The sequence below is a fragment of the Paracraurococcus ruber genome (genome assembly GCF_004353985.1).
Lineage (GTDB): Bacteria > Pseudomonadota > Alphaproteobacteria > Acetobacterales > Acetobacteraceae > Paracraurococcus > Paracraurococcus ruber.
Genome location: NZ_SMOA01000128.1, coordinates 1 through 15,196 on the forward strand (window position 1 = coordinate 1; position 15,196 = coordinate 15,196).

The following is a 15,196-nucleotide window of genomic DNA, read 5'->3' on the forward strand; positions in this document are numbered from 1 at the left end:
CGCTTCGCCGGCCATGGCGGCCGGATCCGCGGCGCGGGCCAGCAGCCGGCCGGCGGCATCCGTCGCGTCCAGCCAGGCCAGGCGGCCGCCGGGAAGCGTCTCGAAGGCGTCAGCGAGCGCGGCGCGCAGCGGCGCGGCATCGCCCGCCGCCAGGGCAGCGGCGACATCCGGGCGGCGGGCCAGGGCGGCGGCGGTCGCGTGCATCGCCGCCGAGGCATCGCCAATTGCGGTGTCGGCGCGGACCAGGGCGCCGGCCATGGCGTCGCGCAGCGCGGCATCGCGCAGGTCGCGCCCGGCCAGCAGCCCGGCGAGGCCGGCCAGCAGCAGGCCGAGCAAGGCCGACCCCAGGCCGAGCAGCAGGAGCCGCCCCCGCAGGCCGGTGGCGGAACCCGTTGCGACGCTGGTCATGCCGGATGGTCCAGAGCAGCCATGGGCCCCGGCGATAGCGCGCCGTCGTAAATTTGCGATGAAGGCGGCGGGGCGCCGCGGCGGCCGGCCTGCCCGCTTGCGCCCCCCGCGCGGCGCCGGTCTAATGCCGCCCGTCCAGGAACGAACAGGCCGCCGGCATCGCCGCGTGGCCCCGCAAAAAGGGGAGGCTTCATGCATCGCCGCCAGGGGCCGCCGGCGCGGCCCCGCACCCATCCCCTACGCGCCCCGCGGCGCGGCCGCCTGCGCTGACCGGCGGCCGCATGCCCCTGCTCGAGGTGCAGGACATCGTCATCCGCTTCGGCGGCGTGACCGCCGTGGCCGGCGTGTCCTTCGAGGTCGCGGAACGGCAGATCTGCGGGCTGATCGGCCCGAACGGCGCCGGCAAGACCACCACCTTCAACTGCATCAGCGGCATCTACCGCCCGAACAGCGGCCGCATCGTCTTCGCCGGGCAGGAGATCACCGGCCTGCCGCGGCACCGCATGACCGGCCTCGGCATCGGCCGCACCTTCCAGAACCTGGCGCTGTTCCGCAGCATGACGGTGCGGGAGAATGTGCTGGCCGGCGCGCATAGCAGCGGGCGGACCGGCTTCGTCGCCAGCGCCTTCGCGCTGCCGCAGGTGCGGCGGGAAGCGGCGCAGGCCAGCCGCCGCGCCGATGAGCTGCTGGCGCTGCTGAACCTGGAACGCGTGGCGGACGCGCCGGTCACCGCCCTGCCCTTCGGCTGGCAGAAGCGGGTGGAGATGGCGCGCGCCCTGATCAGCCAGCCCAAGCTCCTCCTGCTCGACGAGCCGGCGGGCGGCCTGAACCATGGCGAGGTGGACGACCTCGCCGGGCTGCTGGTGGACATCCGGCGGAATTTCGACCTCTCGATCCTGCTGGTCGAGCATCACATGAGCCTCGTCATGCGCGTCTCCGACAAGGTGGCGGTGCTGGATTTCGGCAAGAAGATCGCCGACGGCACGCCGGAGCAGGTGCGCGCCGACCCGGCGGTGATCACCGCCTATCTCGGCGCGGGGGACGGCCATGCCCACGCTGCTTGACGTCAAGGGGCTGAAGGCCGGCTACGGCCCGACGCATGTGCTGCACGGGCTCGACTTCCAGGTGGAGGAAGGCGGCGTCACCGCGCTGCTCGGCGCCAATGGCGCGGGCAAGACCACCACGCTGCGCGCCATCTGCGGCATGGTGCGCACGGAAGGCGAGATCAGCTTCCGGGGCGACCGGCTGCATGGCCGGGCGACGGAGGACATCGTCCGCCGCGGCATCGCGCATGTGCCCGACGGTCGCGGCACCTTCATGGAGCTGACGGTCGAGGAGAATTTCAAGCTCGGCGCCTATGTCCGCAACGACAACCAGGTGCAGGCCGATTTCGACCGGATGTGCGCCTGGTTCCCGCGCCTGAAGCAGCGCTGGAAGCAGCAGGCCGGCACGCTCTCGGGCGGGGAGCAGCAGATGCTGGCCATCGCCCGCGCGCTGCTGCTGCGGCCCAAGCTGCTGCTGCTGGATGAGCCGAGCTTCGGCCTCGCGCCGCTCATCGTCCAGGAGATCTTCGGCATCATGCGCCGGATCCGGGACGAGAGCGGGGTCGGCATCCTGCTGGTCGAGCAGAATGCCAACCTGGCGCTGGAGCTCGCCGACCTGGCCTACCTGCTGGAGACCGGGACGATCGTCATGTCCGGCCGCGCCGCCGAGATCCGGCAGGACGAGGCGATCCGCCGTTCCTACCTGGGATACTAGCCGCCCGATGACCGGGGCACCGCAGATGCGCAAGCCCGAGGCGGCCGGCCCGCCACGCCGTCCGGTGACCGCGGCATCGCAGATGCGGACACCTGGATCGGCCCGCGCAAACGGAGTGTGACCATGGACGGATTAGCGCACCAGATCGTCGCCGGCATCGCCACGGGCGGCATCTATGCCTCCGTCGCGCTCGCCATCGTCATGATCTACCAGGCGACGCACCACGTGAATTTCGCGCAAGGGGAAATGGCCACCCTGTCCTGCTTCATCGCCTGGAGCATGGTGCAGGCCGGCCTGCCCTACTGGGTCGCCTTCTTCGGCACCATCGTCGTCTCCTTCGCCATCGGGGTGGTGGTGGAGCGCATCCTGATCCGGCCGGTGGCGAATGCGCCGGTGCTGACCATGGTGGGCGTCTTCATCGGCCTGCTGCTGATCGTCGGCAACGCCACGGGGTGGATCTTCGGCTACACCACCAAGGTCTTCCCCAGCCCCTTCACCAGCGACGGGCCGCTGCTGGGCGGCCTGGTCTCGGCGCATGAACTGGGCAGCACGGTGGTGACGCTGACCGTGCTGACGCTGGTCTGGGCCTTCTTCCGCTTCACCAAGCTGGGGCTGGCCATGCGGGCGGCGGCCTACAACCCGCGCTCCTCCCGCCTGGTCGGCATCCGCGTCGGCTGGATGCTGGCGCTGGGCTGGGGGCTGGCGGCGGCGATCGGCGCGGTGGCGGGGATGATGGTGGCGCCCGTCGTCTTCCTCGACCCCACCATGATGCTCGGCATCCTGCTCTACGCCTTCGCCGGCGCCCTGCTGGGCGGCATCGACAACCCGATGGGCGCGGTGCTGGGCGGCTTCGCCGTCGGCGTGCTGGAGAACCTGGCCGGCGCCTATGTGGTCGGCACCGAGCTCAAGCTGACCGTCGCGCTGGCGATCATCATCGGCGTGCTCGTGGTGCGCCCCTCCGGCCTGTTCGGCCGCGTCGTCTTCAGCCGGGTGTGAGGAAGCCATGAGCGTCAGCAAGGGCCTGCCCGCCGATGCCGCGATCGCGGCCATCCCGCTTCCCGCCGCCGCGACCCCGGCCTGGCAGCGCATCGCGCTGGTCCTGCTGGGGCTGGCGGCGGCCATCGCGCCGATCTTCGTGCTGGAGAGCTTCCATCTCTTCCAGCTGACCATGGCCGTCATCATGGCGCTGGCGGTGCTGGGGCTGAACATCGTCACCGGCTACAACGGCCAGATCAGCCTGGGGCATGGCGCCTTCTTCGCCGTCGGCGCCTATTGCACCGCCATCCTGATGTCGCATTTCGACTGGTCCTTCTGGCCGACCCTGCCGATCTCGGCCGCGGTCTGCGCCGGCCTGGGCTATGGCGTGGGCTTCCCGGCGCTGCGGCTGGCCGGCCACTACCTGGCGCTGACCACCTTCTCCCTGGCCGTGGCGGTCCCGCAGATCCTCAAGCACAAGAGCATCGAGGACTGGACCGGCGGCGTGCAGGGCCTGTTCCTGGTCAAGCCGGACGCGCCCTTCGGCCTGCCGCTCTCCTCCGACCAGTGGATGTACCTGGTGGCGGTGATCGTCGCCGGGGCCTGCTTCCTGCTGGTCTGGAACCTGATCCGCAGCCGCATCGGCCGCGCCCTGATGGCGACGCGCGACCATGCCACGGCGGCCGAGGCGATGGGGATGGATATCGGCTCGCTCAAGACGAAGGCCTTCGCGCTGTCCGCCATGATCACCGGCATCGCCGGCAGCCTGTCGGCGGTCGCGATCGAGTTCGTGGCGCCCGACAGCTTCTCCTTCGGCGTGTCCATCACGCTCTTCGTCGGGATGGTGGTGGGCGGCGTCGCCTCCATCCTCGGCTCGCTCTTCGGCGGGCTGTTCGTGCTGTTCGTGCCGAACATCGCGGAAGCCATCAGCAAGGCCGCGCCGGGCGTGATCTACGGCGTCATCCTCATCCTGTTCCTGTTCCTGCTGCCGGACGGCTTCGCGGGGCTGCTGCGGCGGATCGCCGCGAAGCTGCGCGGGCGCGGCTGAAACGACCAACGAAGACCGGGAGTGCCTGCATGACCATCCAACGCCGCACGCTGATCGGGGCCGCCGCTGCCGGCACCCTGGCCGTCCCTCGCCTCGCCCCGGCGCAGGATGCGCCGGGCGTGACCGCGACCGAGATCCGCATCGGCAGCACCAATGCGCTGTCCGGCCCTGTATCGGCCTATTCCGTCATCTCCCGCTGCCTGGAGGCGATGTTCAGGCGGCTGAACGACCAGGGCGGCGTCGGCGGCCGCAAGGTCAGCTTCACCGTCTATGACGACGCCTACCAGCCGCCGCGCACGCTGGAGCAGACCCGCCGCCTGGTGGAGCAGGACCGCGTCGCCTTCCTGTTCAACAGCCTGGGCACGCCGACCAACAACGCCATCCACCGCTACGTCAACCAGCGGAAGGTGCCGCACCTGTTCCTGGCGACCGGCGCCGACAAATGGGCGCAGCCGAAGGAGTTCCCCTGGACCATCGGCTGGCAGCCCAGCTACCGGACCGAGGCGCAGATCTACGCCAAGCACATCCTGGCGGAACGGCCGCAGGGGCGCATCGCCCTGCTCTACCAGAACGACGATTTCGGCAAGGACTACCTGAACGGGCTGAAGGACGTCCTCGGCAACCGGCCGCTGACCACCGCGACCTACGAGGCGACGGATCCCACCATCGACAGCCAGATCGTCCAGCTGCAGGGCCATGACGTGCTGGTCTGCGCGACGACGCCGCGCTTCGCGGCGCAGGCGATCCGCCGCGTCTTCGACATCGGCTGGCGGCCGATGATGTTCATGACCAACGTCTCGGTCTCGGTCGGCGCGGTGATGCAGCCCGCGGGCGTCGAGAAGGGCGTCGGCCTCATCACCTCCGACTACCGGAAGGACCAGACCGACCCGGCCTGGGCGACCGATGCCGGCATGAACGAGTGGCGGGACTTCATGCGCCGCTACATCCCGGATGCCGACCTGACCGACAACAACTATACCTATGCCTACGGCGCCGGCAGCACGATGATCCAGGTGCTGCGGCAATGCGGCACCGACTTCAGCCGCGAGAATGTCATGCGGCAGGCGACGAACATCGCGCCGATGGACATCGCCACGCTGCTGCCCGGCATCCGGGTGCAGACCCAGCCGGACAACTACCACGTCATCCGGCAGATGCAGCTGCAGCGCTGGGACGGGCGAAGCTGGGTGCGCTTCGGCAATGTGATCGAGGGCGCGAACGTGTAGCGGCACGCGCGCCCCCGGGGTCCACGGAACGGGACCACGCCGCCTGGCCGACCGGCCCGGCGGCGGCCCGGTCCGAACAGGGGGGGGAGGAAACAGGATGCTCGGCAGGCGGCATGTGCTGGCGGCGGCGGCCGCGGGATTGGCGGCGCCGGGGGTGGTGCGGGCGCAGGAATTGCCCGGGGTCACCGCGACCGAGATCCGCATCGGCAACACCATGCCGTATAGCGGGCCGAACAGCGCCTATGGCGTCATCGGCCGCACCGAGCAGGCCTATATCCGCATGCTGAACGAGCAGGGCGGATTCGCGGGCCGCAAGATCAACTGGATCAGCTACGACGACGGCTTCTCCCCGCCCAAGACGGTGGAGCAGATCCGCCGCCTAGTCGAGCAGGACCGCGTCGCCTTCCTGTTCAACACGCTGGGCACGCCGACCAACAGCGCGGTCCAGCGCTACTGCAACCAGCGCAAGGTGCCGCAGCTCTTCGTCGCGACGGGCGCCGACAAATGGGGCAACTGGCAGGAATTCCCCTGGACCATGGGCTGGCAGCCCAGCTACCGGACCGAGGCGCAGATCTACGCCAAGCACCTGCTGTCCCAGGGCAAGGATTTCCGGCTGGCGATCATCTTCCAGAACGACGATTTCGGGAAGGACTACATCGCCGGCCTGCGCGACGTGATCGGCGCGCAGCGCTTCGACGCCACGGTGAAGACCGCGAGCTTCGAGATCACCGACCCGACGCCGGACAGCCAGATCCTGTCGCTGCAGGGGACCGGCGCCGACACGCTGATGATCGCGCTCGGCCCCAAGGCGGCGGCGCAGGCCATCCGCAAGACGCATGACATCGGCTGGAACGCGCAGCGCTACCTGACCAATGTCTCGCTCTCGGTCGGCGCGGTCATGCAGCCGGCGGGGGTCGAGAAGGGGATCGGCATCATCACCTCCGGCTACCTGAAGGAGCAGGGGGACGCCGCCTGGCGCGACGACCCCGGCATGAACGAGTACCGCGCCTTCATGAAGCAGTGGATGCCGGAAGGCGACCTGCAGGACGCCAACACGGTCTACGGCTTCGCGCTCGGCCGCACGCTGCAGCAGCTGCTGACGCAGTGCGACGGCAATTTCAGCCGGGAGAACGTGATGAAGCAGGCCGCCGGCCTCAAGACCGTGGCCATCCCGGTGCTGCTGCCGGGCATCACGCTGGACACCGGGCCGCAGGACTACCGGCCGATCCAGAAGATGCAGCTGCAGCGCTGGGACGGCGCCTCCTGGGTCCGCTTCGGCGGGCTGATCGAGGGCGCGGAAGTCTGAACGAACTGGGAGACGACAGGAATGCTGAACCGCAGGACCTTCCTCGCCGCCTCGGCGGCCGGGCTCGCCATGCCGGGGATCGCGCGCGCGCAGGAGACGCCGGGCGTGACGGCCACCGAGATCCGCATCGGCAACACCATGCCCTATAGCGGCCCGGCCAGCGCCTATGGCGTCATCGGCCGCTCGCACGAAGCCTTCTTCAGGATGGTGAACGACCAGGGCGGCATCGCCGGCCGCCGGATCAACTTCATCACCTATGACGACGGCTACAGCCCGCCCAAGACGGTGGAGCAGACCCGCCGGCTGGTGGAGCAGGACCGCGTCGCCTTCACCTTCAACCAGCTCGGCACCGCCGCCAACAGCGCCATCCTGCGCTACATGAACCAGCGCAAGGTGCCGCACATCTTTCTCTCGACCGGCGCCGACAAGTGGGGGAACTACCAGGACACGCCCTGGACCATCGGCTGGCAGCCCAGCTACCGGACCGAGGCGCAGATCTACATGAAGCACCTGCTGGCGGAGCGGCCGAACCCGCGGATCGGCCTGCTCTACCAGAACGACGACTTCGGCAAGGACTACGTCACGGGCGTGCGCGACATCCTCGGCGCCCGCTACGACCAGATGGTGCGGGCCGTGAGCCACGAGGCGACGGACCCGACCATCGACAGCCAGGTCGTGTCCCTGCAGCAGGGCGGCTGCGACGTGATGCTGACCGCGACGACGCCGAAATTCGCCGCCCAGGCGATCCGCCGCGTCTTCGACGTGGGCTGGCGCCCGGCCTTCTACTACCTGACCAACGTCTCCATCAGCGTCGGCACGGTGATGGAGCCGGCGGGGCCGGAGAAGGGCGTCGGCATCATCACCAGCGCCTATCTGAAGGACCCGACCGATCCGGGCTGGGACAACGACGCCGGCATGCGGGAATGGCGCGCCTTCATGGCGAAGCACATCCCGAACGGCGACCAGAAGGACGGCAGCTACCCCTTCGCCTACGGCATCGCGCAGACGCTGATGCAGGTGCTGAAGCAGTGCGAGGGGAATTTCAGCCGCGAAAGCATCATGAAGCAGGCGGCGAGCATCAGGGACTTCATCCCGGCGACGCTGATCCCGGGTATCAAGGTCTCGACCTCGCCGACCAATTTCCACCCGATCCGGCAGATGCAGCTGCAACGCTGGACCGGGCAGACCTGGCAGCGCTTCGGCGGGGTGATCGAAGGGGCGAATGTGTGACGGGCCGGCGCGGGGCGGATGCCCCGCGCCTCCCATGCCCGGCGCAGGCCCCGGCGCCGGCCGCTCAGCGCGCCGTGTAGCCGCCGTCCACCTGCCAGCAGGCCCCGGTGACGAAGCCGGCGCGGTCGCTGCACATCCAGACCACCGCCTCGGCGATCTCCTCCGGCGTGCCCATCCGCGCCAGCGGCACGCGCGCCATAATCGCCTCGCCGCGCCGGCGCATGGTCTCCTCGGTCATCGGCGTCTCGATATAGCCGGGGCAGACGGCGTTGACGCGGATGTTCTCCGGCGCATGGTCGATGGCGGCCGCCTTGGTCAGCCCCACCACCGCATGCTTGCCCGCGACATAGGACGCGGCGCCGCCGGACCCCACCAGCCCCAGGATGCTGGCGGTGTTGACGATGGCGCCGCCGCCCTGCTTCCGCATCTGCGCCACCTCATGCCGCAGGCAGCGCCAGACGCCGTGCAGGTTCACGTCGATCAGGCCCAGCCAGGCCGCTTCCTCCAGGTCCGCCGCCAGCACGCCGGCCGAGTTGAGCTGGTAGGGCGCGATCCCGGCATTGTTGAAGGCGCAGTCCAGGCTGCCGAAGGCTTCCACCGCCGCGGCGACCATGGCCGCCACCTGCGCATCCTCGGTCACGTCGCAGGCGATCGCCACCGCCTGGCCGCCCGCCGCCTCGATGGCGCGCACCGTGCCCTTGGCGGCGTCCAGGTTGCGGTCGGACGCCGCCACCCAGGCCCCTTCCCGCGCGAAGGCCAGCGCGGCGGCGCGGCCGATGCCCGATGCGGCGCCGGTGACCAGCGCCGACTTGCCCTCCAGCAGTCCCGGCATCGCCTCAGCCCCCCTTGAAATGGTGGGCCAGCGCCAGCGCCGCCTGGCGCAGCGCCAGGTCGGCGGCCGGGATGAACCTGCCCATGGTCAGGAAGGCATGGATCTGGTCGGACATGTGGACATGCGTGACGCGCACGCCATCCGCCTCCAGCCGCCGGGCGAATTCGATGCCCTCGTCCACCAGCGGGTCGTAGCCGGCGGTCATGACATAGGCGCTGGCGACGCCGGCCAGGCTCGGGACGCGCAGGGGGCTGGCCTGCCATTCCACCCGCCGCGACCGGTTGGGGGTGTAGTGGTCGATGAACCAGCGCATGGTCTTGTCGGTCAGGATCAGCCCCTCGGTGAAGCGCTGATAGGCCGGCCGCTCCCCCGCCATGTCGGTGGCGGGGTAGAGCAGCATCTGGAACCCGACCTTCGGCGCCGTGCCGTCGCGCGCCATGATGGCGAGCACGGCGGCCAGGTTGCCGCCGGCGCTGTCGCCGCCGACCGCGATGCGGTTCGCATCGATGCGCAGGCTCGCCGCGTTCTCCGCCACGAAGCGCAGCGCCGCGGCGCAATCCTCCACCGCCGCCGGGTACACATGCTCCGGCGCCATGCGGTAATCGACCGAGATGACGCTGCAGCGCGCGGCATTGGCCAGGATGCGGCAGGGCACGTCATGGCTGTCGAGGTCGCCGATCACCCAGCCGCCGCCATGCAGGTACACCAGGCAGGGCAGCGCCTCCCCCGCCTCGGTGCCGGCGGCGCGGTAGCGGCGCAGCGGGATCGTCCCGCGCGGGCCGGGGCAGGTCAGGTCCTCCACCAGCCCGACATCTTCCGGCGGCGCGCCCAGCACGGCGCGAGACTTGGCGCTCGCCTCGCGCGCCTCGGCCGGGCTCAGCGTGTGCAGCGGCGGCCGGCCCAGTTCCTTGATCAGGTTGAGGACGGAGACCGCCCCCGGATCGATCGGCATCGTCTCACCCCATCCAGTCCAGGACATGCCGGGCCACCATATCCGGCTGGTCGAATTCGGCCAGATGCCCCGCGCCGGGGATCGTCACCATCTCATGCGGCCCGCCCAGCTTCGCCGCCATGCGCGCAGCATAGGCGGGCGGGATGGCGCGGTCCGCCTCGCCCCAAAGCAGCAGGGTCGGCGCCTTGATCAGGGGCAGGCGCTTCTCCAGCCTGGTGTTGCCCAGCGGGAAGAAGATGCGGGCCGAGGCCTCGATGGCGCGCGTCTGCTCGATCGGCCATTCGACGCCGTTGGCGCCCTCCGGCGGGGCCCTCAGCGCCTTCCAGGTCTCCGGATCGGCGCACATCAGCGCCGCCAGGGAATCCGGCCGCTGCGCCCAGGGATCGGCCGGCGGATCGGCCTCGTCATAGAGGCCGAAGGGCGCGATCAGCGCCAGGCGCCGCAGGCTGTCGGGCCAGATGGCCGCCACCTCGGCCGCCAGCGAGCCGCCGACCGAGCTGCCCGCCAAGTCCGCGCCCTGCAGTCCCGCCGCCTGCAGGATGCGCCGCACCGCCAGCACCCAGTCCAGATGCGTGTCCAGCACGGTGTGCGCGCGGTCGCCGCCGGGGAAGCCCGGCAAGGACGGCACGACGACGTGCCGCCGCTCCGCCAGGCGATCCAGGAAGGGCACCCAGCGCGGCAGCCCGCCGAAGCCCGCCAGGAACCCCAGCGGCGGACCGCTGCCCTTGCTCCAGACGCGGATCGGGAAGCCCTCGAAGTCGAGGGTCGTGACCTCCGGCCCCTGCACCGGGCTATTCCGCCGCCAGCTTCGGCGCGAAGGCGGCGGGCGTCGCGCTTTCCGCCGGCTGCATCGGCTGCGGCCACCAGCGATCCTCGTAATCCGCGAAGCGGTCCTTCAGCCGCGGCATCACATGCTCGGCGAACATGCGCGTGTTGTACTGGGTCAGCGCCTTGTCCATGTTGCCGAAATGCATGAGCGTCATGAGGTGGCCGACATGCAGGTCGTCCGCCAGGGCGTTGATCTGCTCCAGCACCTCATCCGGGCTGCCGATGACGATGTAGCCGCGATCGACGAAGTCCTGCATCGTCATGCCGCGGTTCATCTTGTCGCCCATGATCAGCGACTGGGCGTTGGCCGCCTTCTTCACCATGCTCTCGAGGCCGGCACGCTGCGTCGCCTCCGTGCTGTAGCCGGCGGGCGCGGCGAAGCGCGGGTCGATGTGGAGGCAGCGGTTGAAGAAATATTCTGCGGGTTCGGTGTAGAGGTCCATCGCCTGCTGCCGGCTCTCGGCCACCGCGATCACCTGGGCGAAGCCGGCGCGGTAGGGGTTCCGGTCCTTGCCCAACCGCGCCATCTCGGCCCAGAAGCCGTCCATGGTCGCCTTGCCGGCCTTGTAGCCGTAGTAGGACAGGTAGCAGTAGACGTAGTCCATCTGCGCGCACCACTGCCAGGTCTCGATGCTGCCGCCGCCCGGGATCCAGATGGGCGGGTGCGGCTGCTGCACCGGGCGCGGCCAGATGTTCACGTAGCGCTGCTGGTTGAAGCGGCCGTTGAAGGCGAAGGTCTCCTTCTCCGTCCAGGCTTTGATGACCAGGTCGTGCGCCTCGAGGTATTTTTCCCGCAGGGTGGACGGGTTCTGGCCATAGGCGAAGACCGTGTCCATCGGCGTGCCCACCGGGAAGCCGGCGATCAGCCGCCCGCCGCTGATGACATCCAGCATCGCGAATTCCTCGGCGACGCGGGTCGGCGGGTTGTAGAGCGCCAGCGAATTGCCCAGGACGCAGATCGGCACCTGCGTCGTCCGCCGCGCCAGCGCGCTGGCGATCAGGTTCGGGCTCGGCATCAGGCCGTAGCCGTTCGAATGGTGCTCGTTCACGCAGATGGCGTCGAAGCCGCAATCGGCGGCGTATTCGAGCTCATCCATGAAGTCGTTGTACATCAGGTGCGCCCGCTTCGGATCGAAGAGCGAGCTGTGGATGTCCACCCAGACCGAGGGATGTTCCTGCCGGAAATTCTCCGGCAGCTCGGTATAGGGCATCAGGTGGAACCACATGAGCTTCATGGCCGACCCTCCAGGGCGCTGGGCGGCCTCGCCGCATGGGGGCCGCCTTCTGCGGAAAGCCTAGCCGGCTATCGGTTGGCAGGGAAAGCGAAAGCCGCGGCCTTGACCCGTGCCGGCGGCACGGCCGAGCATGGCGCGCGGAGGGCACGGGCATGGTCAACACCGCGGCGGCGGACCCCGAACGCCTCGTGCTGTTCGGCAGCTTCACCAGCAGTTCCAGCTACAAGCCGATGCTGTTCCTGTCGCTGTCGGGCCTGCCCTTCAGCTTCCGCACGGTGAACCTGAAGACCGGGATGCAGCGGGCGCCGGACTACCTGGCGGTGAACCGCCACGGCCAAGTGCCGGCGCTGCGGCATCGCGGCCTGACCGTGATCCAGTCGAACGTGATCCTCGACTACCTCGCCCGCGCGACCGGCGCGTTCGAGGCACGGACGGAGCAGGCGCGCTGGACGGCACGGGAATGGCTGAGCTGGGAAGCGGATGCGGTCACCAACATCGCCAAGGTGCGGCACTACAGCCGCTTCCGCGCGGTGGATCCGGCGGTGATGGCCTATTTCCGGCCGCTGGCGGAGGGTGCGCTGCGCTTCCTCGACGATGCGCTGGCCGATGGCCGCGACTGGCTGGCGGGGGAGGAGGCGCCCTCCATCGCCGATATCGGCTGCTGGGGCCGCATGGTCTTCATGGCCGAGGGCGGGCTCGACATCGGCGACTATCCCCGCCTGCAGCGCTGGGCGCAGCGGCTGGCGGCATTGCCCGGCTTCGCCCTGCCCTATGACCTGATCCCGAAGAAGGACGCGGAATTCGCCGGGCGCTGAGGCGCGCCGCCGGGCGGCCCGGGCCAGGACATGGGGACGTCGCCCAGGGGACAGGAAGGGAGAGAGCGGATCGGGATCGGGCGGACTCGCAGCCATCCGGCAAGGGGCCGGCCGAATGGCTCGCCGGCACGGCCCGCATCGATCCGCTGAACCCTCCCGGCCCGCAGCGGCCTGGCGCGGGCGGGTTGCGCGCCGCGGACGAGGACCCACGGGCACACCCCTCCGCACGGCCGGAGGCTGGTCGTCACCGCCGGCTGTGGCCGAAGGCGGCAGGCGGGCGGGCCGGTGGAAAAGCCCCGCTGGCTGACACCACCTCAGCCCTTGCCCTCGCCGCCGCCGACCAGGACCGGCTCCAGCATCGCCTCCGCCTCCCGCTTCAGCCTGGCGTAGCTGCGGGCGGAGAAGAACAGCATGCCGCCATAGATGAAGCCGGCCGCGGCCAGCGCCGCCCAGGGCTCGGTCAGCAGCACGGCGACATAGGCGCCGATGCCCAGCAGCAGTGGCAGCACGTATTCCGCCGGCACCTTGAAATTCTTGAAGCTCCAGGTCGGCAGCGTCGAGACCATCAGCCCGCCCACCAGCACCAGCAGCGGCCCGACGAAGGCCGGGTGGCGCACCGCCGCGGCCAGGCCCGGCAGGTCCCAGCCCTCGAAGGTCAGGGCGGCAAACAGCGGGAACAGCGCCAGCCCGGCGCCCGCCGGCGCGGGCACGCCGGTGAAGAAATTCTGCGCATAGGCCGGCTTGGGCGGCGGCCCGGTCAGCGGCAGCGCCGGCGCATCGACGATGGAGGCATTGAAGCGCGCCAGCCGCAGCGCCGAGCACACCGCGAACAGCAGGCAGGGCGCGAAGCCGATGCCGCGGGCGTCGTGCAAGGTCCACATGTACAGCACGAGGGCCGGCGCCACGCCGAAGCAGAGGAAGTCGGACAGGCTGTCGAATTCGGCGCCGAAGCGGCTGGTGCCCTTCAGCATCCGGGCGATGCGTCCATCCAGCCCGTCGATCGCGCCGGCGACGACGATCAGCACCGCCGCCTTCTCCCATTGCGCATCCAGCGCGACGCGGATGGCGGTCAGCCCGGCGCAGAGGCCGAGCATGGTCAGGATGTTCGGCACCAGCCGGTTGAAGGACGGGCCCTTGTAGCGCGGCCGGGTGCGCGGCCGGAACTGCCGCAGCCGGCCGCGCAGCCCCGGCGGCCTGGCGCCGGCGGCGCCGCTCACGATGCCAGTTCCGCGATCACCGTCTCGCCGCCGATCATGGTCTGGCCTTCCGCGACCAGCGGCGCCACGCCGTCCGGCAGGTAGACATCGGTGCGGCTGCCGAAGCGGATGATGCCGAAGCGGTCGCCGGCCACCAGCCGGTCCCCTTCCTTCGCGTCGCAGAGGATGCGGCGGGCGATCAGCCCGGCGATCTGCACCACCGCCATGTCGCGCCCGTCGGGCAGGCGCAGCGCCAGCGCGTTGCGCTCATTGTCCACGGACGCCTTGTCGAGCGAGGCGTTGAGGTACTTGCCCGGCCGGTAGGCGATGCGCGTCACCACCGCATCCACCGGCACGCGGTTCACATGCACGTCGAGGACGGAGAGGAAGATCGCCACCCGCCAGCGCGGCTGCGGCCCGAGGCCGAGCTCCTCCGGCGGGACCGCCTGGGTCACGCCGACGATGCGGCCATCCGCCGGCGCCAGCACCAGCCCGGGCCGCCGCGGCGGCACCCGGGTGGGGTCGCGGAAGAAGTACAGGCAGAAGAGGGTGAAGAGGAGCGCGAGCTGGAACAGCCAGCCGCCGAGCAGCCAACCGCCCAGCACGGCCACCGCCACGCCACCATAAATGAAGGGCCGGCCAGCCGGATGCGGCGGGGCCAGCACCAGCCGCAGACTGCGTCCGATCGCCATGGCGGCGGTTTATGGTGTCTTCATCCTTCGGGGGCAAGCTGCCTCCCCATGCAGCCCCTGACCCTCGGACCCTTCGCCGTCGAGCGGGACGGCGCCCTCCGGCCGCGCGAGCCGCATGCGCCGCCGGCTTTGTCCTTCCATTGGCGCGGCCGGCGGTTCGAAGCCGCGGTGGTGCCGGACGGGCTGCGGCTGGCGGCCATCGCCGGCCGCATCCCCTCCACCGCCGAGGCGGGGGCCGACCGCGCCGGGGCGCTGGCGACGGTGCGGACCCTGCCGGAGGCCTTGCCGCCGGGCTGGCGGGTGAAGCTGCTGCCGGACCACCGGATCCGGGTGGAGGCGGAGCAGGAAACCCCGGCGGCGCCGACCGCCACGCGGCTGATCGCCGCCATGGTGGATTTCGCCCTGGCGATGGACCCCTATCTCGACCAGCTCGAAGGCGTCTCGGCCGGCCCGGCCTGACGCCTGGGGCATCGGCCCGCCGCGCCCGCAGGGCCGGCACAGGGTGCCCGAAGGGGGGGTGCTCGCCGCCCGCGGGCCGGGCGCCGGCCCGGTGTCATCGGGCAGGGCCATCGGCCTGCCGCCGGCGCGCCTCGAAGGCCGGGCGGACCCGGAAGCCCAAGGATCGCGGTCAGGGCCCGCCGCCGCGCGGGCGCCGCTCGGCATCGCGCGCCGCCGGGTCCCGCAGCGGCGGGCGG

16 protein-coding genes are annotated in these 15,196 nt (G+C 70.7%); 9 read left to right on the forward strand and 7 right to left on the reverse strand.

Going from position 1 to position 15,196, the window contains the following annotated elements:
* A partial coding sequence (locus E2C05_RS19740; RefSeq protein ID WP_205082909.1) for a hypothetical protein occupies positions 1 to 408 on the reverse strand: 408 nt, incomplete at its 3' end.
* A 281-nt stretch (positions 409 to 689) separates the two neighbouring features.
* Between E2C05_RS19740 and E2C05_RS19745 the strand changes: the two genes are divergently transcribed.
* From E2C05_RS19745 to E2C05_RS19775, 7 genes are all read left to right on the forward strand, one after another.
* Positions 690 to 1,472: an ABC transporter ATP-binding protein gene (locus E2C05_RS19745; RefSeq protein ID WP_133221373.1), complete on the forward strand. Its 783-nt coding sequence runs from the start codon at positions 690 to 692 to the stop codon at positions 1,470 to 1,472.
* Positions 1,456 to 2,166, forward strand: a complete 711-nt coding sequence (locus tag E2C05_RS19750; protein WP_133221374.1) for an ABC transporter ATP-binding protein — start codon at positions 1,456 to 1,458, stop codon at positions 2,164 to 2,166. Before E2C05_RS19745 ends, E2C05_RS19750 begins: the two co-directional genes overlap by 17 nt.
* A 123-nt stretch (positions 2,167 to 2,289) precedes the next feature.
* Positions 2,290 to 3,162, forward strand: coding sequence for a branched-chain amino acid ABC transporter permease (locus E2C05_RS19755; protein WP_133221375.1), 873 nt, complete (start codon positions 2,290 to 2,292; stop codon positions 3,160 to 3,162).
* Between the two features lie 7 nt (positions 3,163 to 3,169).
* Positions 3,170 to 4,189, forward strand: a complete 1,020-nt coding sequence (locus E2C05_RS19760) for a branched-chain amino acid ABC transporter permease (protein WP_133221376.1) — start codon at positions 3,170 to 3,172, stop codon at positions 4,187 to 4,189.
* Positions 4,190 to 4,218: 29 nt separating this feature from the next.
* Positions 4,219 to 5,415 (forward strand): ABC transporter substrate-binding protein, encoded by a 1,197-nt coding sequence (locus E2C05_RS19765; protein WP_133221377.1) that lies wholly within the window; start codon positions 4,219 to 4,221, stop codon positions 5,413 to 5,415.
* A gap of 97 nt (positions 5,416 to 5,512) precedes the next feature.
* Positions 5,513 to 6,721: an ABC transporter substrate-binding protein gene (locus E2C05_RS19770; protein ID WP_133221378.1), complete on the forward strand. Its 1,209-nt coding sequence runs from the start codon at positions 5,513 to 5,515 to the stop codon at positions 6,719 to 6,721.
* Positions 6,722 to 6,742: 21 nt separating this feature from the next.
* Positions 6,743 to 7,951, forward strand: a complete 1,209-nt coding sequence (locus tag E2C05_RS19775) for an ABC transporter substrate-binding protein (RefSeq protein WP_133221379.1) — start codon at positions 6,743 to 6,745, stop codon at positions 7,949 to 7,951.
* A gap of 64 nt (positions 7,952 to 8,015) precedes the next feature.
* Here E2C05_RS19775 and E2C05_RS19780 read toward each other — a convergent pair whose 3' ends face one another.
* Genes E2C05_RS19780 through E2C05_RS19795 form a run of 4 tightly spaced genes read right to left on the reverse strand, consistent with a single transcriptional unit; the run spans position 8,016 to position 11,798 of the window.
* A complete protein-coding gene (locus E2C05_RS19780) occupies positions 8,016 to 8,783 on the reverse strand; it encodes a glucose 1-dehydrogenase (RefSeq protein ID WP_133221380.1) in 768 nt (255 codons plus the stop codon).
* Between the two features lie 4 nt (positions 8,784 to 8,787).
* On the reverse strand, positions 8,788 to 9,735 hold the full coding sequence (locus tag E2C05_RS19785) for an alpha/beta hydrolase (protein WP_133221381.1): 948 nt from the start codon (positions 9,733 to 9,735) through the stop codon (positions 8,788 to 8,790).
* A gap of 4 nt (positions 9,736 to 9,739) precedes the next feature.
* The gene (locus tag E2C05_RS19790) at positions 9,740 to 10,522 is read right to left on the reverse strand and encodes an alpha/beta fold hydrolase (RefSeq protein WP_158292247.1); all 783 of its coding nucleotides are present in this window, start codon (positions 10,520 to 10,522) and stop codon (positions 9,740 to 9,742) included.
* A gap of 4 nt (positions 10,523 to 10,526) precedes the next feature.
* Complete coding sequence (locus tag E2C05_RS19795) at positions 10,527 to 11,798, reverse strand: LLM class flavin-dependent oxidoreductase (protein ID WP_133221383.1); 1,272 nt, start codon at positions 11,796 to 11,798, stop codon at positions 10,527 to 10,529.
* Between the two features lie 152 nt (positions 11,799 to 11,950).
* Here E2C05_RS19795 and E2C05_RS19800 point away from each other — a divergent pair, with 152 nt between their 5' ends.
* The gene (locus E2C05_RS19800) at positions 11,951 to 12,613 is read left to right on the forward strand and encodes a glutathione S-transferase family protein (RefSeq protein ID WP_158292248.1); all 663 of its coding nucleotides are present in this window, start codon (positions 11,951 to 11,953) and stop codon (positions 12,611 to 12,613) included.
* Positions 12,614 to 12,927: 314 nt separating this feature from the next.
* Here the strand turns inward: E2C05_RS19800 and E2C05_RS19805 are convergent, their stop codons facing one another.
* Together E2C05_RS19805 and E2C05_RS19810 are read right to left on the reverse strand one after the other, a co-directional pair.
* Positions 12,928 to 13,830 carry a CDP-alcohol phosphatidyltransferase family protein gene (locus tag E2C05_RS19805; protein ID WP_240046797.1) on the reverse strand — a complete coding sequence of 301 codons (903 nt, stop codon included), beginning with the start codon at positions 13,828 to 13,830 and terminating at the stop codon, positions 12,928 to 12,930.
* A complete protein-coding gene (locus E2C05_RS19810; protein WP_133221385.1) occupies positions 13,827 to 14,501 on the reverse strand; it encodes a phosphatidylserine decarboxylase in 675 nt (224 codons plus the stop codon). Before E2C05_RS19810 ends, E2C05_RS19805 begins: the two co-directional genes overlap by 4 nt.
* 48 nt (positions 14,502 to 14,549) lie before the next feature.
* On the opposite strand from E2C05_RS19810, the gene E2C05_RS19815 reads away from it, so the two are divergent.
* Positions 14,550 to 14,960 carry a hypothetical protein gene (locus E2C05_RS19815; protein ID WP_133221386.1) on the forward strand — a complete coding sequence of 137 codons (411 nt, stop codon included), beginning with the start codon at positions 14,550 to 14,552 and terminating at the stop codon, positions 14,958 to 14,960.
* The last annotated feature ends 236 nt before the right edge of the window (positions 14,961 to 15,196 follow it).